This window comes from Haloferax prahovense, from assembly GCF_000723845.1.
Taxonomy (GTDB): domain Archaea; phylum Halobacteriota; class Halobacteria; order Halobacteriales; family Haloferacaceae; genus Haloferax; species Haloferax prahovense.
This window is the reverse complement of sequence record NZ_LK053000.1, coordinates 1,377,334-1,403,313: the sequence shown is the minus strand read 5'-3', so window position 1 is coordinate 1,403,313 and position 25,980 is coordinate 1,377,334. Positions and strand designations below refer to the sequence as shown.

The following is a 25,980-nucleotide window of genomic DNA, read 5'->3' as shown; positions in this document are numbered from 1 at the left end:
TTATGCCGGAGAGGGCGTGAGTACCACACCAATGGACGGACCCGTCCCCGAACTCGCCGAGCACGCGGCGGCCTGCGCGGCCCGCCTCCGCGACGCCGACCGGGTGCTCCTCGCCTCGCACATCGACGCCGACGGGTTGACGAGCGCCGGCATCGCCTCGACCGCGCTCGAACGCGCCGAAATCCCCTTCGAGACGGTGTTCTGCCGCCAACTCGACGAGGCCGCCGTCGCCGATATCGCGGCGACCGACTACGACACCGTGCTGTTCACGGACTTCGGGAGCGGCCAACTCGACATCGTCGCCGAGTACGAGGCGGCGGGCGACTTCCACCCCGTCATCGCCGACCACCACCAGCCCGCCGAGGGCGTCGAGACCGACCACCACCTCAACCCGCTCCGGTTCGGCCTCAACGGCGCGAGCGAACTCTCCGGCGCGGGCGCGAGCTACGTCCTCGCGCGGGCGCTCGAACCCGAGGGCGTCGACAACCGCGACCTCGCCGCCCTCGCCGTCGTCGGCGCGGTCGGCGACATGCAGGACACGAACGGCGAACTCCGCGGGGCCAACGCGGGCATCGTCGACGAGGGCGTCGAGGCCGGCGTCGTCGAGGAGGGCACCGACCTCCGTATCTACGGCCGCCAGACCCGCGCGCTCCCCAAACTCCTCCAGTACGCGACCGACGTTCGCATCCCCGGCATCTCGAACAACGAGGCCGGAGCCATCGAGTTCCTCACCGAACTCGACGTGGCCTGCCGCGACGACGACGGCGAGTGGAAGCGGTGGGTCGACCTCACCGGCGACGAGCGCCAGACGCTCGCCAGCGCCCTGATTCGCCGCGCCATCGCCAGCGGCGTGCCCGCGTCCCGCATCGACGACCTCGTGGGGACGACCTACGTGCTCTCTCGGGAGCAAGAGGGAACCGAACTCCGCGACGTGAGCGAGTTCTCGACGCTCCTGAACGCGACCGCGCGCTACGACCGCGCCGACGTGGGCCTCGCGGTCTGTCTCGGCGAGCGCGACGCGGCGCTCGACCGGGCGCGCAGGCTCCTTCGGAACCACCGAAAGAACCTCTCGAACGGCCTCCAGTGGGTGAAAGAACACGGCGTCCACGTCGAAGACAACCTCCAGTGGTTCGACGCGGGCGACGAGATACGCGAAACCATCGTCGGCATCGTCGCCGGGATGGCCGTCGGCACCGGCGCGACCCGAAACGGGATTCCGGTCCTCGCGTTCGCCGACACCGAGGAAGGCGAGGTGAAAGTCTCCTCGCGCGGGTCGTACGTGATGGTCCGAGACGGGTTGGACCTCTCGGCGGTCATGCGCGAGGCGTCTCGATCGGTCGGCGGCGACGGCGGCGGCCACGACGTGGCCGCGGGCGCGACGATTCCGAAGGGCGAAGTCGAGGCGTTCATCGCCGAGGCGGACCGCATCGTCGGCGAGCAGTTGGGAGACGCCGATAGCGACGACAGCGACGACTGAAACAAAATCTCCCACCGGCGACGGAAGACGGCGCTCAGTCGTCGACCGGATTCGACCCGAACCTCGCCGGAACCCAGTTTTGACTGTCGATTGGCGGGCGCTCGTGACCGGTGTCGTCCTGTCGGGACGGGAGTTCGATGGGGTCGGGCGTGAGGTCCTCGTAGTCGATTTGCTCCAGCAGGTGCGAGATGCAGTTGAGTCGCGCGTGGCGCTTCACGTCCGCGTTGACGACGTGCCACGGAGCGTCGTCGGTATCGGTGTGTTCGAACATCCGGTCTTTGGCCTCCGAGTAGTCGGCCCACCGCGAGCGCGCTTCGAGGTCCATCGGACTGAGCTTCCAGCGGCGCTTCGGGTCCTCGTTTCGCTTCTGGAACCGCCGTTCCTGTTCCTCGTCGCTGATGGAGAACCAGTACTTGACGAGGACGATGCCCGACCGGACGAGCATCCGCTCGAACTCGGGACAGGTTCGCAGGAACTCCTCGTACTCCTCGTCGGTACAGAAGCCCATCACCCGCTCGACGCCCGCGCGGTTGTACCAACTCCGGTCGAAAAGCACCATCTCGCCCTCGGTCGGAAGCTGTTCGACGTACCGCTGGAAGTACCACTGGCCGCGCTCTCGCTCCGTGGGTTTGCCGAGCGCGACGACCCGCGCCACCCGCGGGTTGAGCCGGCGGGTGATGCGCTTGATGACGCCACCTTTGCCCGCGGCGTCCCGCCCCTCGAAGACGACGCAGACCCTGAGGTCGTGTTCCTTTATCCAGTACTGGAGTTTCACCAGTTCTTCCTGCAGGCGGTTCAACTCGCGTTTGTACTGTTTCTTCTTCAGGACGCCCTCGTCGTTGTAGCGAGGTTTGTCGGTGGGCATAGGCGAACTGCGTGCGCTGTGAACAAATAGCAGTCGGGGAGATGGGGTCGGCGCGGCGGTTCAGAGGTCCGAACAGACCTGCTCGCCGCTCACGATTTCCGGGACGACGACTTCGTCGGCACCGGCGCGGCGCGCGAGCGCCTCGTCCATCTGGTCGCCCGCGCGGACGACGAGTTTGGCGTCGGGGGACAACCGGCTCGCCGCGATGGCGATTTGGATGTTCACCTTGGAGTCGTCGATCGCCCCGACGACCGTCGCGGCGCGTTCGACGCCCGCGTCGATGAGCCTGTCCTCGCGGCGGGCGTCGCCTTCGACCGCGAGCAGGTCCGCGTCGAGCGCGCGCTGGTACTGCGCCTCCTTGCTCTCGACGACGACCACGTCGCGCCCCATCTCGCGGAGCCGCGCCGCCACCGTCTTACCGAAGGTTCCGTAGCCGCAGACGACCACGTGCGATTCGAGTTCCGCTATCTCTCGTTGGAGTTTCATCTGGTCGAGTTCCTCGCGTATCTGCCCGCCGAAGGCCGCGGAGACGAACGTCTCGCCGGCCCACAGTCCGGTTCCAATGAGGCCGGTGAGAATCACGATGGCGTACGCCTTGACCAGCGTCGCCGGCCCCTCGTGCGTCTGGTAGTGGAGTTCGATGCTGGTCGGGTCGAGAAGCCAGAACGCCGCGTCGACGAGGGACGCGCCGGCGAGGGCGCTGAATCCGCCGACGCCGGCGACGACGAACGCCGCGACTGCGACGAGCGGCCGGACCATCCGCCGAAGCAACGGCCTGTGCGCCAGCGCGTCGATGAGAATGCGGCGGTCGTACGTCACGGGGGCGCGGACACCTCGTGGGAGCGCGACCGGTCTGGCTCGTGCGGCCCGCAATCGCGACGAATCGGGCGTCTCGACAGTGAAGAGTCACTAGTCTGTCCACGTTTGGAGAAGTTTGACTCGTGTTTGAGTGTATATTCGGCCATGTATCTAGTGTTCGACAACCGTTCGAGTATAAAACCGTTTGTCCTTAAACAACCCAATATTCTGGCTATGACTCCCTGATTCGCTCTCGAACACTATTCGATATAGCAGAATATGATTTATATTTCGAAATCGGAGAGTGACGAACCGACGCCAAACCGGATTCGCGTTCGGTTTCGGGCACGAAATCCACGAAATCCTCATATCGGATGCTTGTGTATGACATGGCACCGGCACGCATGCCGGAGTGGGGTGAACGATGGCGACTGCCAACTCAAACGAGGCCGAATACGACTACCCGGTCGGCTACGAACCGGAGGTACAGACAGAGATGGTCGAACTGGACCGTCGAACCGTCGAGCGACTCGACGCGCTGCGCGAGGACGACGAGTCGTACGACGAACTGATAACCGAGCTCGTGTCCATCTTCGCGGCGAGCGAACTCTCCGCCGCGCGCGTGGACAGCCCGCTCATCGAGTGACGCCCCGCGTCGCTCGATTTTCCGCATTTGAGACGCACAGAGAGCGGAATCGCTGTTCGAGAGACTACCCGTGATAAATCACACTCTGCTATATAGAATCTGAAACACCAGCGAACAACCGTCCGATTTTTTGCCGGGAGCGCGAAAACTCCGGGTATGACCGACTTCGACCCCGAGAAGTTCGAGGACAAGTACGCCAACTACTTCCCCGAACTCCAGCGCGCGTACAAGAACGCCTTCGAGACGATGAACGACGAGTTCGACTCGTCGCTCATCCACGGGGTCGACCAGCAGATTCTCAACGAATCCGAGCCGTTCTACGAGGACGGCGACTTCTCCGTGCGGCTCCCCGAGAACCCCGCCGAGCGACTGACGGCGGTCGAAATCGACGACGACGAACTCGACGCCGTCCTCGACCGCTACGTCGACGAGATAGAAGGCGAGCTTCGGCGGGTCTTCGGCGTCGAGGCGTAACCCCGAACCAAAGGCCTAAGCACGTTCACCTCGAAGCCGCGTGCATGAGCACGGAGACGCAGGACGGCGAGGACGACCTCAAAGAGCGTGTCGTGAACTTCCTCCGTCGGAACTTCCCGCAGATCCAGATGCACGGCGGCAGCGCGGCCATCCGCGACCTCAACCGCGAGACCGGCGAGGTCACCGTTCTCCTCGGTGGCGCTTGCTCCGGGTGCGGTATCTCCCCGATGACCATCCAGGCCATCAAGACCCGCATGGTCAAGGAGATTCCCGAGATCAACGAAGTCCACGCCGACACCGGCATGGGCGACGACGGCGGCATGGGCGGCGACAGCCGCGGCGGCAGTCCGTCGTTCCCCGGCGACACCAGCGACGACACGACCGACATCGAAGACGACCAGGGCCCGCAGGCCCCGTTCTAAGTCGGCGTTTCGGACGTTTTCGTCCCGTCGTCGGCCGAGAACAGGAGTTTTATCGGCGACTACTCCCCACCCTCGGGTATGACTGCCGAGTCGCCCGAGAACGTCCTCTTCGTCGTCATGGACACGGTCCGGAAGGACCACCTCACGCCGTACGGCTACGACCGCCCGACGACGCCGGGGCTCGACCGATTCGCCGACGAGGCGACCGTCTTCGAGCAGGCCGTCGCGCCCGCACCGTGGACGCTCCCGGTCCACGCCTCGCTTTTCACCGGGATGTACCCGAGCCAACACGGGGCCGACCAGGAGAACCCCTACCTCGAAGGCGCGACGACCCTCGCCGAGACGCTCTCGGCGGCCGGCTACGACACCGCCTGTTACTCCTCGAACGCGTGGATAACGCCGTACACGCATCTGACCGACGGCTTCGCCGACCAGGACAACTTCTTCGAAGTCATGCCCGGCGAGTTCCTGTCTGGCCCGCTGGCGAAGGCGTGGAAGACGATGAACGACAGCGACGCGCTCCGGACGCTCGCCGATAAGCTCGTCAGCCTCGGCAACACCGCCCACGAGTACCTCGCCGGCGGCGAGGGCGCGGACTCGAAGACGCCCGCGGTCATCGACCAGACCATCGACTTCATCGACGACTCCGAGGAGTTCTTCGCGTTCGTCAACCTCATGGACGCCCATCTGCCGTACCACCCGCCCGAGGAGTACAAAGAGCGCTTCGCGCCCGGCGTCGATTCGACCGAGGTCTGCCAGAACTCCAAGGAGTACAACGCCGGAGCCTACGAGATCGACGACGACGAGTGGGAGGACATCCGCGGGCTCTACGACGCCGAAATCGCCCACATCGACGACCAACTCACCCGGCTGTTCGACCACCTGAAAGAGACCGGCCGCTGGGACGACACCATGGTCGTCGTCTGCGCCGACCACGGCGAACTCCACGGCGAACACGGCCTCTACGGCCACGAGTTCTGCCTGTACGACCCGCTCATCAACGTCCCGCTCATGGTCAAACACCCCGACCTCGGCGCGGACCGACGCGACGACCAGGTCGAACTGGTCGACCTCTATCACACGGTCCTCGACTCGCTCGGCGTCGAGGGCGGCGAACCCGCGAGCCCCGGCGACGACGCGGTCGGCCTCGACCGTACGCGCTCGCTCCTGTCGGCCGACTACCGGGAGTTCGCGCGGGCGTCGAACGACGACCCCGGCCAGCGGCGAGACGGCGAGTACGCCTTCGTCGAGTACTCTCGTCCCGTGGTCGAACTCAAGCAGTTAGAGGAGAAGGCCGCGGGCGCCGGCATCGAACTCCCCGAGGACTCGCGGTTCTACTCGCGGATGCGGGCGGCGCGGCGGACCGACGCCAAGTACGTCCGAATCGACCGCATACCCGACGAGGCCTACCGAATCGACGTCGACCCCGAGGAGACCGAGAACGTCGCCGATTCGGACGACGAGGCGGTCGCCGAGACGGAGGCCGCCCTCGCGGAGTTCGAAGACGCCATCGGCGGCGCGTGGACCGACGCACTCGATACCGACGTATCGGACGATTCAGTGGACCAGATGGACGACGAGACGCAGGACCGCCTGCGCGACCTCGGCTACCTCGAATAGCGACCGACGCCGAGTCTACGTCTTAGCGTATCCCTTCTCCCCGCTCCCACGCCCGAAGGAGCGCCGCAAGCGTCCGGTTCGTCGGCACCTCGAAGCCGTGTCCGGCGGCGATATCGACGACCGCACCGTTGATGGCGTCGACCTCGGTCCGCTTTTCCGACTCGACATCCTGCAGCATCGACGAGCGGTTCGCGGCGGTCTTTTCGACCACCCGGTCGACCGCCTCGCGGGCGATCCGGTTCGGGAGCGACACGCGCTCTAATCGGGCGACGCGGGCCGTCTCGCGGGCAGCCCGGTGTGCGAGTTCGCCGGCGTCATCGCCCGCGAGCGCGCCGTTTTCGACCCGCGAGAGCGCGGTGACCGCGTTGATGCCGGCGTTGACCGCGAGTTTCTCCCAGCGCCGCCTCGGCATGTCTGTGGCGACGAGCGTGTCGAGCCCCGCGTCCCGGAACGCCTTGCCGACGCGCTCGGCCAGCGGGTCGGGACCGCCGTCGAGCGCGCCCAGGACGACCCGGCCGACCCCGGTGCACTCGACGCGACCCGGTTCGACGAGCCGCGCCCCGTAGGTCGCCGTCCCCGCGAGGACGGGCGCGTCGAGACGAGAGGCGAGCATCTCCTCGGTGAGCCCGTTTTGGAGCGATAGCACCGCACCCACGTCGCAGTCGGCGAGCGCGTCGGCCGCCGCCGCGGTGTCGAACGATTTGACGGTGACGAGTGCGAGATCCGCGCTGTGGCCCGTATCGGTCGTCGTCGCGGCCGGTGAGACGTGCGCCGACTCGGCACCGACGATGTCGAGACCGGCCGCCGACACCCGCGCTGCGTGCGGGTCGCGGGCGACGAGCGTCACGTCGTGGACCGACGCGAGGAGGCCGCCGACGAGCGTGCCCAGACTGCCCGCGCCGAAGACGAGAATTCGCATGGCTACCCGTACTCAGCGGACGACAAAAATGGCGAGTGTCGCGGCGCGGCGGTCGAATCGGGGGCGACCCCTCAGTCCTCAGTCCAGTAGTAGAGTTTCTCGCGCTCGGCACCGCAGTTCGGACAGGTGTCGGGCAGTCCGTCGAGGTCGCCCATCTCGCCGCAGTCGCTGCACCGCCACATCAACTCGGCCTCGCCGAACTCGCCGCCCGCGCGCTCGTGTTCGACGGACATCCCGGCGAGTCCGTCGCGGGTCGTCACGAAGAAGCCGTCGTCGTCGAAGCCACGGATGCTCCCGAGTTCGGTTCCGTCCTCCGCGTACACCGTCATTCCCACCGTCGGCTGTGTCTCGTCAGCCATACCAGACTATTCGTCGCGCGAGCGAATAAAAAGGAACGGCCGATTCGCCCTCAAGAATCCGCGGGATGCTCGGAGGGGTGTGGACCCAGCATAAATAATAAACTGAATATCGCGATATAGAATTCGAGGACGCGACAAGACACTTACCGAATCGGTGTCACGCTCGTAACATGTCCCGATTTCGGAGCCGTCGCCGGTTCCTCCAACTGCTCGGGGGTGCATCTCTCGGCGCCGCCGGCTGTCTCGGCCGCGACGGCGGGTCGCCGAGTCCGACGACGACTACGGAGACGACCACCACCACCGCTGAGCCAACCACGACCTCCGGTCCGACCTCCGGACCGGACGAACGCGTGACGGCCACGCCACCCGGTGACCCCGCGCTCTCGCCATCGGGGACGTGGCCGTAGTACCAGTTCGACGCGGGTAACACCGGCTACAATCCCGACGTCTCGGTCGCCCCGTCGTCGAGGAGTACTGGCGGCTGAACGCCGGCGGCTCGCCCGTCCTCGACGGGGAGCGCCTCTACAACCTTCACGGCCGCGGGCGCGACAAGAGCGCGCTCGTTCGACGCGACCCCTCGACGATGGCCGAGCGGAGCGCGACCACTCTCGTCCGCTACGGCATAAACTCGCCGCCCGTCGTCGCAGGCGACCGGGTCGTCGTCACGACGTTCATCGAGGCCTTCTGCCTCGCCGCCGACGGCGACGAGGTACTGTGGCGCGGGCCGGAGATGGACGGCATCCACGGCCCGCCCGCGGTGGGAGACGGCGTCGCCGTCGTCTCTGGCGGCGGGTTCGACGGCGTTCCAACCCACCTACGGGCGTTCGAACTCGGCGACGGGACCGAGCGCTGGCGCTACGACCTCGGAAGCGACGCGAAGGGCGCGCCGGCCGTCGCCGCTGGCGCGGTGTTCGTCGTCACCGACGACGCCGTCCACGCCGTCGACCTCGCGACCGGCGAGCGGCGCTTCCGCGTCGAATCCCGGGCGAGCGAGTGGACGACGCCGGTCGCGACGACAGAGGCGGCGTACCTGTCCACCCGCGACGACGAACTCCTCGTGCTCGCCCCGACCGACGGCACCGAGCTGTGGCGGGCGCCGGGGAGTGGCACGCCGGTCGTCGCCGACGACGTGCTCCACATCGCCGTCGGCGGAGAGACCGCGACGCTATTGCGCGACGACGGGAAGGAAGTGGCGGCGCGCTTCCACGGCGTTCCTCACGCGCGCGCACGAGAAACAATATTGTCCTCCGATGAACACGGACAGCTAGTTGCGTACGATTCTGTAGAAGAGCGTCGGCTATGGATACATCAGACACCAGAAGTGCAGGTGGCTGACGTGATATCGCAGGGCGTCGGCACGGCGGTCCCGCTCGACGGGGCGGTGTACGTCGTCGCTGCCGACGGCTTCCACGGATTGGGACCGGCGCGGAACTGAGACCCCCGCGACGTGGCCGCTCGGCTCGAAAACCTGGAGGAAAAACCCGCCCGAATCTTACATGAAGTCCGCGATGCCAGACTGCTTGTTCTCGTCCACTTTTTCTTCGCCGAGCGGCAAGGCCGCTCGGCTCGAAAACCTGGAGGAAAAACCCACCCGAATCTTACATGAAGTCCGCGATGCCAGACTGCTTGTTCTTGTCGTTCTCGAAGACTGACTCGAGGCTCTTTTCGAGCACTTCGAGCCGCTGTTTCGTGTAGTCGCGGCAGTCGAACTCCTCGGCCACCTGAATCGCGGTATCCATGTACTTGTTCACGGAGCCCTGGTGGACCGTGAGGTTCACCCGACCGCCGCACTCCCGGCAGTCGCCCGAAAGCGGCATCCGCCGGTACTTTTCGCCGCAGTCGAGACACCGCGTCTCCTGTCGCGAGAAGGCGCGGAGGTTCCCGATGAGGTCCGGCAGGAAGTGGTACTCGATGACGCGCTCTGCCACGTCCGTCTCGTCGACCGCCCGGAGCTTCCGTGCGAGGAACAACTGGGCGTCCATCTTGTCCATCATCGACCCGAGCGTCTTGTACGCGGAGAGGTCGGGGCCGGCGGCGATATCCGTGGTGTCGTGGGTGTGGTCGAATCCGGTGTACTCGCGGTCGGTGCCCAAGTACTCCTCGGCGATGGTGACCTCGTCCTCCCAGTCGTCGGGGTCTTCCATCCGCAAGGTCGCCTCGTAGAACTCGCGGGGGTACTGCCGCACGATGTCCATGTTGTGCGCCTCGTCGTCGATTTCCGACGGGTCGATGCGCGAGGACATGACGAGCGGCGCGTCCATCTGCCCGCCGCGCTTGTCGGGGAGGTATTCTTTCGAGAAGTTGAGAAGACCGTCCATGAGGAGCATGACGCAGTCCTCGTCACCGTCGCACTGCGCGACGTGGAGGTCGTTGGCGACCAGCGAGTTGGTGTCTTCGACGGTCAACGAGTAAGTGTGGTCGATATCGCTTTCGAGGTATTCGACCGAGACGACTTCGTCGAGCCACGTGTCCCCGCCGTCCGAGAAGAGACGCTGGCTTCGGATGTCCGTGTCGTCGAGAGCGCTCGCCAGCGCCTCGCTCTTTCGAGGGAGGTGGAAACCGACTTCCTCGGCGAATCGAACCACGTTCTCCGACGTGACTTTGAGGACCCACGAGTCGAACGTCGGGACCTCGTCTCCGTCGTAGAACTCCGCCACCGCACCTGTTTGTGGTGTTCGGCGCTCGGAGTAGGTTTTCGAGGCGATACCGAAGCGTTTGAGCGCGGCAACGAGGTCGCGCTTGAGGTCGTCGCTCACGGTGTGCGCGCGAATCTCGACACGGTCCGAAGACGCGCTTCCGTCGCCGGAGAAGTACGCAGACAGGAAGGATCGAAGAACCGGCTCGGGACCGGTGAGTATCGACTCCGGGACGCGTTTGTCCTCGGCACGCGACCCGCATCCGATGACGTCCGCAAACAGCGACTGAACGAGCCGACTCGAAATCGTGACTTTCCATTCGTTCTCCTCGAACGCGTCGACACCGAGCGCTTCGCTAACCGTGTCGAGGATGTGTTCGCGGGCGAGTTCGTCCGGGATACAGATCGTCGTCTGGTAGAAGTTTCCGGGCGACGCTCTCGTGAAGCCGTCCGCGGCGTAGTATCCCAGTACAGTTCCGAACGCCTCGTCGATATCGAGCACTCTCGAAACAGTCGCGGTATCGCGACGAACGCCAAGAGATAGCTCACGCGGAAGCACGTCGACGACCGTTTCGACGTCTCCGAGAACTGCCACGAATACCGATGCCGGAACACTGTCGCGAGCGACCCAGTTGTAAACCGTCGAATCGCTCCGTCCGAGTCGCTCAGCGACCGGTTTCAGGTAGCCGCTCGCTTCGGTATGCTCGTCGAAGAGCGACCGGATTCGGTCCGCGCCGAGCCCCCGAATCATCAGGTCTTCGGCCGGTATCGACTCGCCGTGCAGGAACTCCGCGAGCAGGTCGAGCTGCGCCGGGCCCGCGTCGATGTCGACGCGCTTGGGCGACGGAAGTGCGTCACCTTCGTCGAGTTCGTGCGCGGGAATCCGAGTGAAGCCGCCGTCGTCGGCTCGAATCACCGTGTGGTCCGGAGTGACCGTTAGTTCTCTTCCACCACGAGTCTCGATTCGTACGAGGTGGTCCTGTGCGACGTGCTTAGAGACGGCTTCGACCGGTTTCATCGTCTCTCGGCCGTCTCTGTCCAAAGACGGGACGTACACGTTCCCGTCCAGTTCCTGAACGAGCGTCCCGAAGTCGTCGGTCTCCGGGTCATCGAGCCGTTCCTCGACGAGCGATCGAACCTCGTCGTATCGCCACCGGTCGGACTCGTCTCGGAACCAGACCTTCGTCTCCGGATGGAAGCAGTTCCGACGTTTCGCAGCGTGGAAGTACGGATGAGCGTATCCGACTGCTGCTGTCGTGAACCCGACAACTCTGCCGACGACCGCGGCGGAGGTGTGGGGAGCCATCCCGAAGACGAGTTCGCCGATGAGGTCGTCGCGCTCTTCGATTTCGTAGAACCGGTCGAGGCCGTAGAACTGTTCGAGGAGGTCGTCGACGAAGTCGGCGGTCTGCATCATGTGCTGCGCCGCGCCGTTCGAGAGGACGATGTCCTGAACTTTGAGTTCGACCAGTTGGTCGTCGAACCGGAGGGGTTCGCCGTCGATGTCGGTCTCGTAGCCGAGTTCGCGGAAGTGGTCTGCCGTCACGTCGAGTTCCTCGGGGCGGACCGCGGTGACGGGCAGGTCGGTCATGTCGTAGCGGACGGTGCCGTCTTTGAACGACGATACGTCGTGTTTCGCCCGCAGGACGCCCTTCTCGATAGGTTCGGGCGTCTTGTTCGCCGAGGTGAGTCCCTTCACGCCCTTGAGAATCTGGAACGACGACTCGCGCTCGCCGACGCGTTCGAGGGCGTCGCGGTACTCGGTGTTGAGGTCGATTTCCTGCCACTCGGCGCTCTCGACGTCCCACTCGCAGCGCTCGCAGTAGACGCGTCCCGACTCGTCGGGTTCGATGACGGTTCCGCAGTCGTCGCACTCGTAGTGGGGTTCGGTGTGGCCGCCGCAGTCGGGGCACTTCGACTTGAAGCCGAACGCGCCGCAGTCGGGGCACTTGCGCCGACCGAGTCGGACCGAAATCTGCCCGCGCCTACCGGACTCGCCGCGGTGTCTGGCGGCGTCGCCCACGTCGCGTTGGCTCCCGCCGGCCTCGCCGATGGGAAACAGCGTGTGGACGGCCGGCGAGAGGTCGCGGCGCTCGGACTTCTCCGGGCGGCCCATCCGGTTGCCGATGCGGGTGGGCGCGCGCTCGCGGACGGTAAAGGGCGCGACCTCGTTGACGGCCTCGACGGCGTTGTCGCCGTCGTCCCACTCGCGGGCGCGCTCCGAGAGGTCTGCGAGTTCCCACGTCCGCTCGCGGTCGTCGGTGAGGCCGAGGCTCCGGGCGAGCGGTCGCCAAACGGGGACCCGGAGCGTCTCGTCAGTCTGGCGGTGGGCGACGAGCAGGTGTTCGAGCGCCTTCCGAATCTCGGGCGTGTTGTCGAGGACGAGCGTACCCTCAAGCCCGCGCTCGGGTTCGTTCTCGTGTTCGAGCGCACCGGCCGTGCCGCCGTCGGCTTCGGCGGCGACGACATCGCCCGCCGCGACGGCGTCGGCGAGTGTGTCGAACCGCTCGACGGAGATGTCGTGCCAGAGATAGGTGTACGTCGGGTGCAACGGGGCGTCGAACTCGGTCGCCCACGAGAGGGCCTGTTCGACCGACGGCTCTTCGAGGTCGACGGCGGGGTCGTCGCGGAGCGCCTGCACGTTGGCCTCGGTCGTCTCGAAGTCCTGAATCCACCACTCGAAGACGTACGAAGCGGGTGCGAGCGGGTGGTTGTTCTCGACGAACTCGCCGAAGTTGACGAGGTACTCGCCGAGGTCGAGAATCTTCTCGACGCCGTTCTGGAGTTCCTCCGCCTCCTCGGGGTCGTCGATGCGGCGCACGTCGCCGTTGGCGAGTCTCACCGTCGGTCCCTCGATAGAATCGACGGGGACGACGCCGCCGGCCTTGCCGGGACGCTCGGTCTTGATTTGGGTGCCGGTGGCGATGAAGTCGTCCACGATGTGCATCGTCGCGGGGTGGACGCCGGCGGTTGCGAAGCCGTGGTTGCGGGCGCGGCCGTACCGCAGGCGGAAACCGCCGCGTGCGGAAGGATGGCCGAACACCGGGCGGCCCGCGATGAGGTCGCGGAGGAACTTGGTCGCGGGTTCGACGCGGGTCGGCCCGTCCGGCGCGTCGCTCTCGGCGTCGTCGTCGGCCGGGTCTGCGTCGGCCTCGTCGGCGTCCGGGTCGTCACCCGCGTCGTCTGCCTTTTCGGCGTCTTCGTCGTCCTTGCCGATGGTACCGTCGATGAGGTCCTGAAGCCACGGCCAGTCGACCTCGTCGAGTTGGCGGGTGTAGCGCTGAATCTTCGGGGCCTTGAGGGCGATACCCTCGGCCGCGACGAGACACATACCGCCGCGGGCGGAGTTGGTATCGACGCGTTCGAGGTCGCGGTAGCCCGAGACCTCCTCGTCGCCGGTGGCCTCGCCGTCGAGCATGATGGGCATGTTCTCGGCGATAAAGCGCGACTCCTTGTCCTTCGGCGAGTACTGGAGGCCGGTCTCCTTGTCGTAGAGGTTAATCTCCTCGACGTAGCGCTCGACCTCGTCGGTTCGAGCCTTGTACTCGTCGATGTCGAGAAGCGACCGGGCGTAGTCGGCGACGAGCACGGAGAGGGCCTGCGCGGTGCCGCCCGCCGAGCGAATCGGGCCGGCGTAGTAGACGTTGACGAACTCCGTGCCGTCGTCGTTTTCGAGGATTTCGACGCGGTCGATGCCCTCGATGGGGGCGGCGACGACCCCCTCGGTGAGGAGGGCGACGGCGGTGCGGACCGCGCCCTCGATTTTGCCCTCGCGAGAGTCGTAGTCGCCGACGTTGCCGTCGACGAAGTCGGTCACGAGTTCGAGCGCGGCTTCCTCGCGGGACATCTCGCCTTCGAGTTCACGGACGCGCTCTGCGACGCCGTCGATGCCGAGGATGTTCTCCACGCGGTCGGCCATGTCCTTGGCGACCGGAATCTCGACTTCGGTCCTCGGGTCGTACCCCGTCGCCTTCGCGGCCTCCGCGAGGTCGAACGCCTCGTCGAGGCGAGCTTCGATGCGGCGGAAGTACCGGGAGTCCTCCTCGCGCACGGTTACAACCAGAGGTCGAGGTCGGTCACCGCGTCGTGGTCGCGTTCGAGCGGTTCCTCGAAGGCGCGGAGGTTCACTTCGCCGGCGAAGACGGTCGCCGAGTCGAGGTGGCCGGCGAGCGACTGCCCGCTGCGCCGAGAGAGAATCGCGTGCGTGTGTGCGAAGGGTTCGCCGTCGAGGAGCGCGACGTTACCCACGCAGGCGGCGACTTCGAGCGGCTCGTCGAACGTCACGGACTGGTACTCCTGGTCCGTCTGGTCGTAGAACCAGAGTTCGGCGTCTTGGACGGCACCCATGGCGTTGAACCACGCGGACTCGATGTCCTTGCGCGCGCAGAACTCCTCGATCTCCTCGCGCCAGTCCGCACCGTGTTCGAGGCGGGCGAGGTACTCCTCGCTCACCGTCACCGCTCGAGCGTTCATGCAGCGTACCACGAGCGAGTCGGACTAAAATGTGAATGGTCTGGCCGCCGGGCGTCCGGCGGCGGGCTTACGGGGCCGGAGCGATTATCGCCACTCGTCGAGCGCGAGCGCGTCGGCTACGTCAGCAGCGAGCCACGCGTCGTCGCGGGAGATGTCCGCGATAATAAGACGCTGGCCCGTCTGAGAGCGATCCACCGAGGCCATGACCTCGGCGCCCGAGTCGTCGACGGAAGCCGTCGCATCCGGCGTCATGTATGATACATAGTGACACCCCTATATAAGTGGACCGAAACGGCAGGGCGAGAGGGAGCCCGTTACCCGATTCTGTCGTTCCGAAAAGTGGTTTAAAATGTAAAACGAGTTCTGTGGGGATTCTCGTGGCAGTTTTCGCCGCTTATGTATGGTACTACATCCCTTCCACGCTACACTATATCAAACAAATCGAATACGGTAAGTTTATCCACGCGGCCCGGAAAGATTGGTTCGAATGCCAGACACTAACAAACTCTCGCGTCGCCGTTTCCTGAAGGCAACGGGTGGGGCCGCCACGGCCGCCGCCCTCGCCGGTTGTACCGGCGGTGACGGTGAAGAGACGACGACGACCGAATCCGGTGGCGACGAGACCACCACCGCGACGACGACCGAAGAGGACACGGGCACGGAGCTGTCCGGCTCGGTGTTCAACCGTATCCTCTCGGGCACCATCACGACGATGGACCCCGTCGCCGCGACCGACACGTCGTCGGGCATCATCATCCAGCAGGTCTTCGACTGCTTGATGTCGTACCCGAACGCCCTGCCGACGGTCGAAAACGAGCTCGCCGCGGACTACACGGTCTCGGACGACTTCACGACCTACACGTTCCAGCTCGCCGACGCGACCTACCACAACGGTGAGACGGTCACCGCGTCCGACTTCATCTACGCGTGGGAGCGCCTCGCGGCCTCCTCGAACAGCCGCCGCGCCTACTTCATCCTCGATTCCATCGGCGTGGAACACGAGACGGACGACGAAGGCAACTACGTGCCCGGTTCGCTCGGCGTCGAAGTCGGCGAGACCGAGACCGAACTCGTCGTCAACCTCTCCGAGCCGTTCCACGACACCCTCGAGATGTTCGCCTACACCTCGTTCGCCGCCCTCCCCGAGGGCGTCCTCGGCGACGTCGAGGGCTACGACGGCGAGATGGAGTACACCGAATTCGCCTCGAACAACCCCATCGGCGCGGGCCCGTTCGAGTTCGCCTTCTGGGAGCAGGGTACCGCCGCGGCCGTCTCCAAGTACGACGACTACTACGGACAGGTCGCGCAGGTCGACAACGTCCGCTGGCAGGTCATCGAGGACGACACGGCTCGCTACAACTACGCGATGAACGAGAACGCGGACTACTTCGGACTGCCCACCGCGCAGTACGACCCCGGTCTCGTTCAGGTGGAGTCGACCGACGAGTACGGTCGTGAAATCGGTAAGTACGGTCCCGTCCGCAACGGGAAGACGCTCAACTACGTCGGCGTCCCGACGCTGTCGATCTTCTACGTCGGCTTCAACATGGAGAAGGTCCCGAAGCCGGTCCGTCAGGCGTTCGCTTACGTCCTGAACCAGGGCCAGATGGTCTCGGAGGTCTTCAAGGGCCGCGGCTCCCCCGCACAGCTCTTCACGCCGCCGACTATCTTCCCCGGTGGCGCGCAGGCCGCAAACGACCTCATCGACTCCGAATACCCGTACAACGCGGACGAGACGGACATCCAGGCCGCCCGCGAGGTTATGGAGGAAGCTGGCTACGGTGAGGACAACCAGTTCGAGGTCCAGTGGACCCAGTACAACTCCAACACGTGGGAGGAGATGGCGAGTATCCTCCGCGACCAGCTCGCGTCCGCCCACATCAACATGCAGATTCAGAAGGCCGACTTCTCGACGCTCCTCGAGCGCGGCCGCAACGGCCAGCTCGAAGCGTACACCCTCGGCTGGATCGCCGACTGGCCGGCCCCGGACAACTTCCTGCAGCTCCTGAACCCGCCGCAGACAGACACCTCCAAGCAGGGCCCCATCTCGTACGTCAACTGGACGGCCGAAAACGGCGACGCCTACCAGCAGGCGACCGACGCCTACCAGCAGGTCGTCAACAACCCGGCCCCGACCGACGAGGCCCAGCAGATCCGCGACGAGGCCTACGTCGACATCGAGACGGCCAACTGGGAAGACGTCGCGATGCTGCCCATCTACAACCGCAAGGACGAGACGTTCTGGTACGACACCGTCAACATCGAACCGTTCGGTGGGATGGGTCCGAGCCGTCAGAAGCTCAACAACGTCACCCTCAACCGGTAAGACTGGGTAGCACGGGCGCACCCTCGCGTCCCGTCCCAATTGAAACGTCCGGTTATTTTTGACAAGCGTACAATTAGTCCCTACTATATAGTATAATCTGGCAGTAGAGTTGCTGAAACTGCGACATTAGGACTTCGAAGCGCAAGACATATCCATACCACTCATTAAACCAGTACAATAATGTCCGCTCGAACGGTCTGCGAGGTGATGCCATGAGTCGATGGCAGTACTTCCTCCGCAGGGTACTGATGTCGATTCCTGTCGTCATCTTCGGGACGACAATTACGTTTGCCCTCATCCGCCTGGGGCCACTCGACCCCGTTTCGGCGATTCTGGGGACGCAATACAACCCACAGGCGGCAGAACAGATTCGGACGAACCTCGGGTTGAACCAGCCGCTCTGGAGTCAGTACCTCGACTTCATGTATCGGTTGTTCACCTTCCAACTCGGCCAGTCGTGGGTCATCGCACCCGGGACGACCGCGTACGAACTCATCGAAATCTACGCGCCCCGGACGATTTGGCTCGGCTTCTGGTCGGTCATCATCGCGCTGTTCGTCGGGATTCCCCTCGGCTTCTACGCCGGGCTGAACCCGAACACGCCCTCCGACTACGCCGCCTCCTTCGGCGGAATCGTCTGGCGCGCGATGCCGAACTTCTGGCTGGCCATCATGCTCGTCACGGCCCTCTCGCAGCTCGGGACGTGGACCAACGGCCTGTTCACGTGGCAGACGTGGATCGTCAGGACGAACGTCGTGACGCCGCCGGCGCTCGGCTTCTTCCAGTCGCCGGTCGAACAGTTCCTCGAAGACCCCGGCGGGTGGACCGAGTCGTTCGTCCGGGCGACGAAGCAGATCGCCCCGGCCGCGCTGGTCCTCGGGTCGGCGTCGATGGGGAACGAGATGCGCATCGGCCGCACCGCCGTCCTCGAGACCATCAACTCGAACTACGTCGAGACCGCCCGCGCGAAGGGCGTCTCCGGGCGCTCGCTCGTCTGGAAGCACATCTTCCGGAACGCGCTCATCCCGCTCGTGCCCATCATCACGGGCGAGGCGTTCCTGCTTCTCGGCGGGTCCGTGTTCGTCGAGACGGTCTTCGCCATCAACGGCCTCGGCTGGCTGTTCTTCAACGCAGCCATCAACGGGGACCTGCCGCTCATCGGGACGCTGATGTTTATCTTCATCCTCATCCTGGTCGGCACGAACATCCTACAGGACTTCCTGTACACGATTATCGACCCGCGCGTCGGGTACGACGGGTGAACCACAGTGAGCACGACAACCGAAACCGAAATTCCGCTCCGACAACGAGTCGCTGAGAACCCCCAGCCCGCGCTGATTTGGGCCGCCATCGGTGCCGTCCTCATCGGCGCCGAGCTGGGCGCTATCCTCCAAGTCGTCGGTGCCGTCGCCGGCGTGGTCGTCAACCTCATCCCCGGTGACCCCGGCGCGTCGGCCGTCCAGTCGCTGCAGGCGGCGTTCGACGCGATTCCGACGCTCATCTCCCGCGACGTGATTCCGAACCAGGGCTACTGGAACGGGACCGGCTACGAGAACACGTTCCTCGGGCTCTCGCCCGCGGTCGCGTGGGCCATCCGCGTCGCGGTCGTCTACGCGTACGCCTTCGCGGTGCTGGCGTGGGCGTGGAACGGCTACAAGCGGTTCCGCCGCCACTACCGCCGCGTCGACTGGACGCCGCGGGACGACGTGGTCAACCGCTTCCGGGGCCACTCCTGGGGCAAGTTCGGGCTCATTATCGTCATCACGTTTGTGGTCATGGCGGTATTCGCGCCCACGCTCGGGCCGACCACGATGGAACAGAACATCCTCCAGCCGTACGACTACGAGGTCAGCTACTGGAGCGAAGACACCCAGAGCGTCGAGACCGTCCTCGTCGGCGAGGCCAATCTCGGCTCCGGGTCGCAGGGAGCGGGTGACGAGAACGTCGCGCCGCTGACGTACGACGACTTCGGCAGATTCCACCCGTTCGGCACGGCGACAAACGGGAAGGACTTGTTCACACAGGTGGTGTTCGGGGCCAGGATATCCCTGACCATCGCCGTCGTCGCCATGGGCATCGCCGGCCTCATCGGACTCGCCTTGGCCATGATAACGGCGTACTACAAGGGACTGGCAGACTTGGCAACGGTGTTAGTCTCCGACTCGATACAGGCGTTGCCGGTCATCATGGTCCTCATCTTGATGCTCGTCATCTTCCAGAACACCTGGGTGAGGGAGTTGTACGACGGCGCGGTGCTCATCATCCTCATCTTCAGTATCGTCTACTGGCCGTTCATCTGGCGGTCGATACGTGGGCCAGCGCTCCAGGTCTCCGAGCAGGACTGGATTGACGCCGCGAAATCGTTCGGCCAGACGCCGACGCAGGTCATGCGCAAGCACATGGCCCCCTACGTGTTCAGCTACATGCTCATCTACGCCTCGCTCAGTCTCGGTGGTATCATCATCAGCGTCGCCGGGCTCTCGTACCTCGGGCTCGGCATCACCGCGCCGACCCCCGAGTGGGGCCGGCTCATCGCGAACGGACAGCAGTACGTCGCGAGTCCCTCGTGGCACATCTCGCTCGTCCCCGGCCTCCTCATCACGCTCGTCGTGACCGGTCTGAACGCCTTCGGCGACGGCATCCGCGACGCCATCGACCCGCAGGCGGACACCGGTGACGAGGCCGCGGCCACGGGAGGTGGCGCATGAGCACCGAACAGGCGAGTTCGACCCGCACCGAGGGAGAGCCCCTGCTCTCAATCGAGAACCTCCGAACGTCGTTCTACACCGACAAGGAAGTCATCCGCGCGGTCGACGGCATCTCGTTCGACATCTTCCGCGGCGAGACCGTGGGTATCGTCGGCGAGTCCGGTTCGGGCAAGTCGGTCACGGCCCGCTCTATCATGCGGCTGGTCGAAAATCCCGGCCGCATCGAGAACGGCCGCATCATGTACGACGGCGAGGACCTCCTCGACAAGTCGCCGAAGCAGATGCGCTCCATCCGCGGCGGCAGCATCGCGATGGTGTTCCAGGACCCGCTGACGAGCCTGAACCCCGTCTACACCGTCGGCAACCAGATCAAGGAAGCGCTCCGACTCCACCGCGGACTGAGCGGGTCGAAGGCGACGAAAGAGGCCATCGAACTGCTCGAAGCGGTCGGGATTCCGGACGCGCACCGCCGCGTTCGCGAGTACCCCCACCAGTTCTCCGGCGGGATGCGCCAGCGCGCCGTCATCGCGATGGCGCTCGCGTGCGACCCCGAACTGCTCATCTGCGACGAGCCGACGACGGCGCTCGACGTGACCATCCAGGCGCAGATTCTGGAACTCCTCGAAGAGATCCAAGAGGAACGCGACCTCGGCATCATGTTCATCACCCACGACATGGGCGTCATCGCCGAAATCGCGGACCGCGTCAACGTGATGTACGCGGGCGAAATCGTCGAGAGCGCACCCGTCGTCGAACTGTTCGAGTCGCCGAAACACCCCTACACGCAGGGGCTTCTCAACTCCATTCCCGGACAGGGGCTCGACGAGGACGAGCGCCTCGCGACCATCGAGGGCGACGTGCCGACACCGAACGAGGACCCGACGTACTGTCGGTTCGCCCCCCGGTGCCCGAAGGCGTTCGCAGAGTGCGACACGGTACATCCGGTCCCCGTCGACGTGGGCGACAGCGCGGACGACCACCGAGCGTCGTGTCTGCTGTACCCCGAGGACCTCCCGTCCGAGGAGGCGGTCGCCGTCCACCGCGAGGGCGGACAGCGCGGAGGTGACACGCGATGAGTACGACATCCACCGAAGAAGAGCGAAGCACCGAGGCGCGCGGAGACACCATCCTCGAAGTCAACGACCTCAAAACCTACTACGAGGACGGCGGCTTCCTCGGCAGTAACCCCGTGAAAGCGGTCGACGGCGTCTCGTTCGACATCCAGCGCGGCGAGACGCTCGGACTCGTCGGTGAGTCCGGCTGCGGGAAGTCCACGCTCGGGCGCACGTTGATGCGCCTCGAAGAGGCCACCGCGGGCGAGGTCAAACTCAACGGCACGGACATCACCACGCTGTCCGGCTCGGACCTCAAGCAGTTCCGCAAGGACGTACAGATGGTGTTCCAGGACCCCGATTCGAGCCTCAACGAGCGGATGACCGTGGGCGAAATCGTCCGCGAGCCGCTCGACGTGCACGACTGGAAGACGCCGTCGGAGCGCCGCGAGCGCGTCCGCGAACTGCTCGAAACCGTCGGCCTGCAGGAACAACACTACTACCGCTACCCGCACCAGTTCTCCGGCGGCCAGCGCCAGCGCATCGGCATCGCCCGCGCGCTCGCGCTCGAACCGGAGTTCATCATCCTCGACGAGCCGGTGTCGGCGCTCGACGTGTCCGTGCAGGCGAAGATTCTCAACCTGCTCGAAGACCTGCAAAACGAGTTCGGGCTGACGTACCTGTTTATCGCCCACGACCTCGCGGTCGTCCGCCACATCTGCGACCGCGTCGCCGTGATGTACCTCGGCAACATGATGGAAATCGGACCGGCGGACGAGATGTTCGACCAACCGGCGAACCCGTACACGCACGCGCTGTTGTCGTCGATTCCGGAGCCGGACCCGACTATCGAGCGCGACCGAATCACCCTCCGCGGGACGCCGCCGAGCCCGCGGGACCCGCCGGCGGGCTGTCCGTTCTCGACGCGCTGTCCGGTGAAGATTCGCCCGGAGGCGTACAGAGACATGGACCCAGAGCTCTGGGAGCGCATCGAGGTCTTCCGCGAAGTTCTGCGGGAGCGCTCGCGCGCCGACCCCTCGTTGAGCGACCGCGTCCGGAAACTGCTCGGCCGCGAGAGCCACCGCGCCGGGATGGACGAAATCATCCCCGAACTGTTCGGCGAACTGGACGTGCCCTCGAGCGTGATGACCCACATCCGCGAGGCCGCCGATTACGCCGAAAACGACGACGAGGACGCCGCGCAGACCTACCTCCACGAGGAGTTCGGGAGCGTCTGTGACCACGAGCGACCCGACCAGCTCACGGTCGGCAACCGGGGGCGCTTGAGCCTCTGTCACCGTCACGAACCCGAGTACGAAGAGCCGGCGGCCGTCTTCGAGACGCTCGTTCAATAGCCATGGAGTTCGACCCACGCCGCTTCGGCGTCAAGACCATCGACGCCGTGGTCTACGCCGTCTCCCTCACCGGCGTGGTGTTCGTCGTGACCGCCCTCCTGAGCACGCTCGCCGGCAACGGACTGCCCGGCGCGAAGTGGCTCATGTTCTTTCTCGGGTTCGCCATGTTCGGCTACGCGTCGCTGAAGGTCCGCCCGAAGGCGGCCTGGAAGGGCGGCGACGAAAACAGCGACAACGACGGCGGCCTGTTTTCGGGGAGCGACGAGCCCGTCGGCGTCGAGAAACTCGTCGGGAACGCGCTCGACGCGATACTACCGCCGCGACTGCGACCCGCGAACAGCGACGAGCGGCCGTCGAGCGGGGTGAAACTCCTCCTCGCGTCGGTCTGTATCCTCGCGGCCTCGTACGCGATGGAGGTCGTCTTCGGCATCAACTACTGACCGCCTCGGACCCCCGTGGCCTTCGATGCCTTTTACCATATACGTCGTCCAGAACGGGTATGGCCGAACTCGGAGACGACGAGACGCCCGATGTCGAACGAATCGCCGGCGAGGCGGACCGCCGCCGCGAGGCGTGGGGCGCAACGCTCGACGACATGACAGCGATGGCCGACGAGTTCGAAGCCGACGGGTGGGAGACGGTCCGCATCCCGGCGGGCGACAGCGGCCCGTTCGGTCCCTCCAGCGGCAAGGGCGACGAGGGGGCGTTCGGCCTCGCGTACGTCATTCCCGGCGACAAGGCCGAGACGGTCGCCGACCTGTTCGAAGCGACGTCGTTCCCCGAGTACGAGGTGTACCGCGCGGAGAACGACGGCCGCGTCTACATGGTGACGGCGCTGTTCTCGCCGGACGCCGAGACCGCTATCTTCCTCGCGGGCGCGTGGGACCTCCGCGAGGCGCTCGAGTGTGCGACCGTCGCCGTCGAGGAAGGGCGGATGTACACCTACCTGCAGAAGCTCGACGGCACCGTCGTCGGCGTCGTCGAACACGACGACCCCGAGAAGTTCTTCCCCAACCTCGATGCGATTCGGCGGTACGCGCCGAACAGCGGCGACGACGAGGCCGAAGGCGACGCGAGCGACGACAACTGAGTCGGGGCCGTTCCGCTTTCGTTTTCGGAGGACTCACGACGCTCCCGCGAGCGACGGCGGACGCCTGTCAACGAGCCGAAAGCGTTCGCAGAGTACATTAGGCGGGGGGAAGAAAGCGGGTGTATGAAAGTAGCCGACGCGATGACCCGCGGTGAGGAGGTCGTGACGGTGTCCCTGCCGGGCACCCGCGACGACGTTCTGGAATACCTCCAAGAGCGTGGGTTCTCTTCTGTTCCTGTGGTAAAAGAGACCGACGAGGGGACGAAGTACCGAGGGCTCATCTCTCGAGAGGACCTCATCGAACACCCCGACGAGGACCAGCTGGCGGTGCTCGTCCGCGAGGTGCCGACCGCGAGCGCCGACGACGACCTCGAAGCGGTGGCCGCGACGATGGTCTCGGAGGGCGCGCGCCGAATCCCCGTCGTCGACGGCGACGCCATCGAGGGCATCCTCACCGTCACCGACGTGGTCCGGGCCATCGCCCGCGGCGACATCGACGGCGAGACCGAGGTCGGCGACCTCGCCGCCCGCGACGTGAACACGACGTACGTCGACGTCCCTCTGCACATCGTCGAGCGCGAGATATTCTACGCGAACGTTCCCTACGCGGTCGTCCTCGACGACGAGGCCTCGCTGGCCGGCATCGTGACCGAAGTCGACATCATCGAGGTCGCCCGCGTCGTCGAAGGCGAGGCCGGCACCGGCGACTCGGTCGCAAACCAGGACGACGAGTGGATGTGGGAGGGAATCAAGGCGGTCGGCAACCGTTACATCCCGACCCGGAACGTCGAGATTCCGGCCGAGCCGGTCTCGAAGTTCATGACCGACGACCTCGTGAGCGTCCCGACGCGCGCCACCGCCAAGGACGCCGCCCAGACGATGATTCGCGAGGACATCGAGCAGATTCCGCTCGTCTCCGGCGACGAACTCATCGGCATCGTCCGCGACATCAACCTGCTGGAGGCGCTGTATGAGTGAGGGCGACGAGTCCGCAGCGCTCACCGAACTCGCCAAGCGACGCGGCTTTTTCTTCGGCTCCTCGGAGGCCTACGGCGGCGTCGGCGGGTTCTACACCTACGGCCCGCAGGGCGCGGCCCTGAAGTCCAACGTCGAAGAGGCGTGGCGCGAGCGCTTCGCCGTCCAGGAGGGCAACCTCGAAATCGAAGCGCCGACCATCATGCCCGAGCCCGTCTTCGAGGCGTCGGGCCACCTCGACGGCTTCGACGACATGCTCGTCGAGTGCGCCGAGTGCGGCGAGTCCCACCGCGCGGACCACCTCATCGAGGACAACTCCGAACTGGAGGACGCGGAGACACTGTCGCCCGAGGAGGCGGCGGAGAAAATCGCCGACCTCGGCCTCGTCTGTCCGACCTGCGGCGCGGACCTCGCCGGCCAGTCGGTCGAGGACTTCAACCTCATGTTCGAGACGAACATCGGCCCCGGCTCCTCGACGCCCGGCTACCTCCGCCCCGAGACGGCGCAGGGCATCTTCGTGGAGTTCCCGCGCATCAAGGAGTACGCGCGCAACAGCCTCCCGTTCGGCGTGACGCAGGTCGGCCGCGCCTACCGCAACGAGATTTCGCCGCGGAAGAGCATCGTCCGCACCCGCGAGTTCACGCAGGCCGAACTGGAGCACTTCATCGACCCCGAGCGCGACGAGGCCGACCTCTCTGCGGTCGAGGACGTGGAGGTGCTTCTGTACCCCGCGACCGAGCAGGAGGCCGACGACGGCGACTACGTCGAGACGACCATCGGCGAGGCCGTCGAAGACGGCGTCATCGGCAACGCGTGGCTCGGCTACTTCCTCGGCATCGCCCAGGAGTGGTACGAGACGGTCGGCGTCGACATGGACCGCTTCCGCTTCCGCCAGCACCTCGCGGGCGAGCGCGCCCACTACTCCTCGGACTGCTGGGACGCCGAGAGCGAGGTCGACGGTGACTGGATAGAAATCGCGGGCTTCTCGTACCGCAGCGACTACGACCTCTCGAAGCACGGCGAGTACGGCGACGACGACTTCACCGTCTTCCAGCAGTACGACGAGCCGAAGACGGTCGAGCGCGCCGTCGTCGACCCCGACATGGCGACGCTCGGCCCCGAGTTCGGCGCGCAGGCCGCCGACGTGGCCGAGGCGCTGGAGACGCTCGCCGAGCGCGACCCCGACGCCTTCGACGCCGACGAGGTGACCCTCGACATCGACGGCGAGGAAATCACCGTCGACACCGACGTGGCGAACTTCTCGGTCGAGACGCAGACCGAGGCGGGCGAGCACATCACCCCGCACGTGGTCGAGCCCTCGTTCGGTATCGACCGCACGGTGTACACGCTCCTCGCGCACGCGTACGAGACCGACGAGGTCGACGGCGAGGCGCGGAGCTACCTCTCGCTTTCGCCGTCGGTCGCGCCGACGAACGTCGGCGTCTTCCCGCTCGTGAGCAACGTCGACGAACTGGTCGACCTCGCCGACGACGTGGCCGCCGAACTCCGCGCGGCCGGCTTCGCGGTCGTCTACGACGACTCGGGTAGCATCGGTCGGCGCTACCGCCGACAGGACGAGGTGGGCACGCCGTTCTGCATCACCATCGACCGCGACGGGCTCGAAGGCGACGGCGCGAACACCGTCACCATCCGCGAGCGCGACAGCGGAAAGCAAGTCCGACTGCCCGTCGACGACCTCGTCGGAACGCTCGTCGGCCTGCGCGCCGGCACCGCCTCGTTCGACGACGTGCTCGACGAGAACGAGGTCGTCGAGGCGTAACCCGCC

Annotated in this window: 21 protein-coding genes and 1 pseudogene; 15 read left to right on the top strand and 7 right to left on the bottom strand. The window is 65.7% G+C overall.

Annotated features, from left to right (window positions below):
• Window positions 1–31: 31 nt before the first annotated feature.
• Window positions 32–1,477 (top strand): single-stranded-DNA-specific exonuclease RecJ, encoded by a 1,446-nt coding sequence (locus BN984_RS06870; RefSeq protein ID WP_008091064.1) that lies wholly within the window; start codon window positions 32–34, stop codon window positions 1,475–1,477.
• Window positions 1,478–1,511: 34 nt separating this feature from the next.
• On the opposite strand, the gene ppk2 is transcribed toward BN984_RS06870, so the two are convergent.
• Together ppk2 and BN984_RS06860 are read right to left on the bottom strand one after the other, a co-directional pair.
• Window positions 1,512–2,342 (bottom strand): polyphosphate kinase 2, encoded by an 831-nt coding sequence (gene ppk2, locus BN984_RS06865; protein ID WP_008091063.1) that lies wholly within the window; start codon window positions 2,340–2,342, stop codon window positions 1,512–1,514.
• 60 nt (window positions 2,343–2,402) lie between these two features.
• Complete coding sequence (locus BN984_RS06860; RefSeq protein ID WP_049913348.1) at window positions 2,403–3,101, bottom strand: potassium channel family protein; 699 nt, start codon at window positions 3,099–3,101, stop codon at window positions 2,403–2,405.
• 463 nt (window positions 3,102–3,564) lie between these two features.
• Here BN984_RS06860 and BN984_RS06855 point away from each other — a divergent pair, with 463 nt between their 5' ends.
• The 4 genes from BN984_RS06855 to BN984_RS06840 all read left to right on the top strand — a co-directional run bounded on the left by BN984_RS06855 (window position 3,565) and on the right by BN984_RS06840 (window position 6,302).
• Complete coding sequence (locus tag BN984_RS06855; protein ID WP_008091059.1) at window positions 3,565–3,786, top strand: DUF7557 family protein; 222 nt, start codon at window positions 3,565–3,567, stop codon at window positions 3,784–3,786.
• Between the two features lie 156 nt (window positions 3,787–3,942).
• Window positions 3,943–4,260, top strand: a complete 318-nt coding sequence (locus BN984_RS06850; protein ID WP_004973973.1) for a DUF5783 family protein — start codon at window positions 3,943–3,945, stop codon at window positions 4,258–4,260.
• Between the two features lie 44 nt (window positions 4,261–4,304).
• Complete coding sequence (locus tag BN984_RS06845) at window positions 4,305–4,682, top strand: NifU family protein (protein ID WP_008091056.1); 378 nt, start codon at window positions 4,305–4,307, stop codon at window positions 4,680–4,682.
• Between the two features lie 78 nt (window positions 4,683–4,760).
• Window positions 4,761–6,302 carry a sulfatase gene (locus tag BN984_RS06840; RefSeq protein WP_049967930.1) on the top strand — a complete coding sequence of 514 codons (1,542 nt, stop codon included), beginning with the start codon at window positions 4,761–4,763 and terminating at the stop codon, window positions 6,300–6,302.
• A 22-nt stretch (window positions 6,303–6,324) separates the two neighbouring features.
• Here the strand turns inward: BN984_RS06840 and BN984_RS06835 are convergent, their stop codons facing one another.
• Together BN984_RS06835 and BN984_RS06830 are read right to left on the bottom strand one after the other, a co-directional pair.
• Window positions 6,325–7,221, bottom strand: coding sequence for a ketopantoate reductase family protein (locus BN984_RS06835; RefSeq protein WP_049967929.1), 897 nt, complete (start codon window positions 7,219–7,221; stop codon window positions 6,325–6,327).
• 71 nt (window positions 7,222–7,292) lie between these two features.
• Window positions 7,293–7,580 carry a DUF7130 family rubredoxin-like protein gene (locus tag BN984_RS06830; protein WP_008091050.1) on the bottom strand — a complete coding sequence of 96 codons (288 nt, stop codon included), beginning with the start codon at window positions 7,578–7,580 and terminating at the stop codon, window positions 7,293–7,295.
• Between the two features lie 170 nt (window positions 7,581–7,750).
• Between BN984_RS06830 and BN984_RS06825 the strand changes: the two are divergent.
• Window positions 7,751–9,015 (top strand): annotated as a pseudogene (locus BN984_RS06825) (outer membrane protein assembly factor BamB family protein).
• Between the two features lie 163 nt (window positions 9,016–9,178).
• On the opposite strand, the gene BN984_RS06820 reads toward BN984_RS06825, so the two are convergent.
• From BN984_RS06820 to BN984_RS19670, 3 genes are all read right to left on the bottom strand, one after another.
• The gene (locus BN984_RS06820; RefSeq protein WP_049967928.1) at window positions 9,179–14,266 is read right to left on the bottom strand and encodes a DNA polymerase II large subunit; all 5,088 of its coding nucleotides are present in this window, start codon (window positions 14,264–14,266) and stop codon (window positions 9,179–9,181) included.
• A gap of 2 nt (window positions 14,267–14,268) precedes the next feature.
• A complete protein-coding gene (locus BN984_RS06815; protein WP_004973980.1) occupies window positions 14,269–14,688 on the bottom strand; it encodes a PPC domain-containing DNA-binding protein in 420 nt (139 codons plus the stop codon).
• A gap of 84 nt (window positions 14,689–14,772) precedes the next feature.
• Complete coding sequence (locus BN984_RS19670; protein WP_004973981.1) at window positions 14,773–14,940, bottom strand: DUF7556 family protein; 168 nt, start codon at window positions 14,938–14,940, stop codon at window positions 14,773–14,775.
• Window positions 14,941–15,175: 235 nt separating this feature from the next.
• Here BN984_RS19670 and BN984_RS06810 point away from each other — a divergent pair, with 235 nt between their 5' ends.
• The 9 genes from BN984_RS06810 (at window position 15,176) to glyS (ending at window position 25,974) form a co-directional block, all read left to right on the top strand.
• Window positions 15,176–17,014: an ABC transporter substrate-binding protein gene (locus BN984_RS06810; protein ID WP_049967927.1), complete on the top strand. Its 1,839-nt coding sequence runs from the start codon at window positions 15,176–15,178 to the stop codon at window positions 17,012–17,014.
• 212 nt (window positions 17,015–17,226) lie between these two features.
• Window positions 17,227–18,276 carry an ABC transporter permease gene (locus BN984_RS06805; protein ID WP_008091041.1) on the top strand — a complete coding sequence of 350 codons (1,050 nt, stop codon included), beginning with the start codon at window positions 17,227–17,229 and terminating at the stop codon, window positions 18,274–18,276.
• 6 nt (window positions 18,277–18,282) lie between these two features.
• Entirely contained in the window at window positions 18,283–19,722 is a 1,440-nt protein-coding gene (locus BN984_RS06800) for an ABC transporter permease (RefSeq protein WP_008091039.1), read from the top strand.
• Window positions 19,719–20,798, top strand: a complete 1,080-nt coding sequence (locus BN984_RS06795) for an ABC transporter ATP-binding protein (protein ID WP_008091037.1) — start codon at window positions 19,719–19,721, stop codon at window positions 20,796–20,798. The genes BN984_RS06800 and BN984_RS06795 overlap by 4 nt, the downstream gene beginning before the upstream one ends.
• Window positions 20,795–22,129, top strand: a complete 1,335-nt coding sequence (locus BN984_RS06790) for an ABC transporter ATP-binding protein (protein ID WP_008091035.1) — start codon at window positions 20,795–20,797, stop codon at window positions 22,127–22,129. The genes BN984_RS06795 and BN984_RS06790 overlap by 4 nt, the downstream gene beginning before the upstream one ends.
• Window positions 22,130–22,131: 2 nt before the next feature.
• Window positions 22,132–22,569, top strand: a complete 438-nt coding sequence (locus BN984_RS06785) for a DUF7555 family protein (RefSeq protein WP_049967926.1) — start codon at window positions 22,132–22,134, stop codon at window positions 22,567–22,569.
• 59 nt (window positions 22,570–22,628) lie between these two features.
• Window positions 22,629–23,219: a DUF7529 family protein gene (locus tag BN984_RS06780; RefSeq protein ID WP_008091031.1), complete on the top strand. Its 591-nt coding sequence runs from the start codon at window positions 22,629–22,631 to the stop codon at window positions 23,217–23,219.
• A gap of 123 nt (window positions 23,220–23,342) precedes the next feature.
• The gene (locus tag BN984_RS06775; protein ID WP_004968794.1) at window positions 23,343–24,197 is read left to right on the top strand and encodes a CBS domain-containing protein; all 855 of its coding nucleotides are present in this window, start codon (window positions 23,343–23,345) and stop codon (window positions 24,195–24,197) included.
• Window positions 24,190–25,974 (top strand): glycine--tRNA ligase, encoded by a 1,785-nt coding sequence (glyS, locus tag BN984_RS06770; RefSeq protein ID WP_049967925.1) that lies wholly within the window; start codon window positions 24,190–24,192, stop codon window positions 25,972–25,974. Before BN984_RS06775 ends, glyS begins: the two co-directional genes overlap by 8 nt.
• Window positions 25,975–25,980 lie beyond the last annotated feature (6 nt).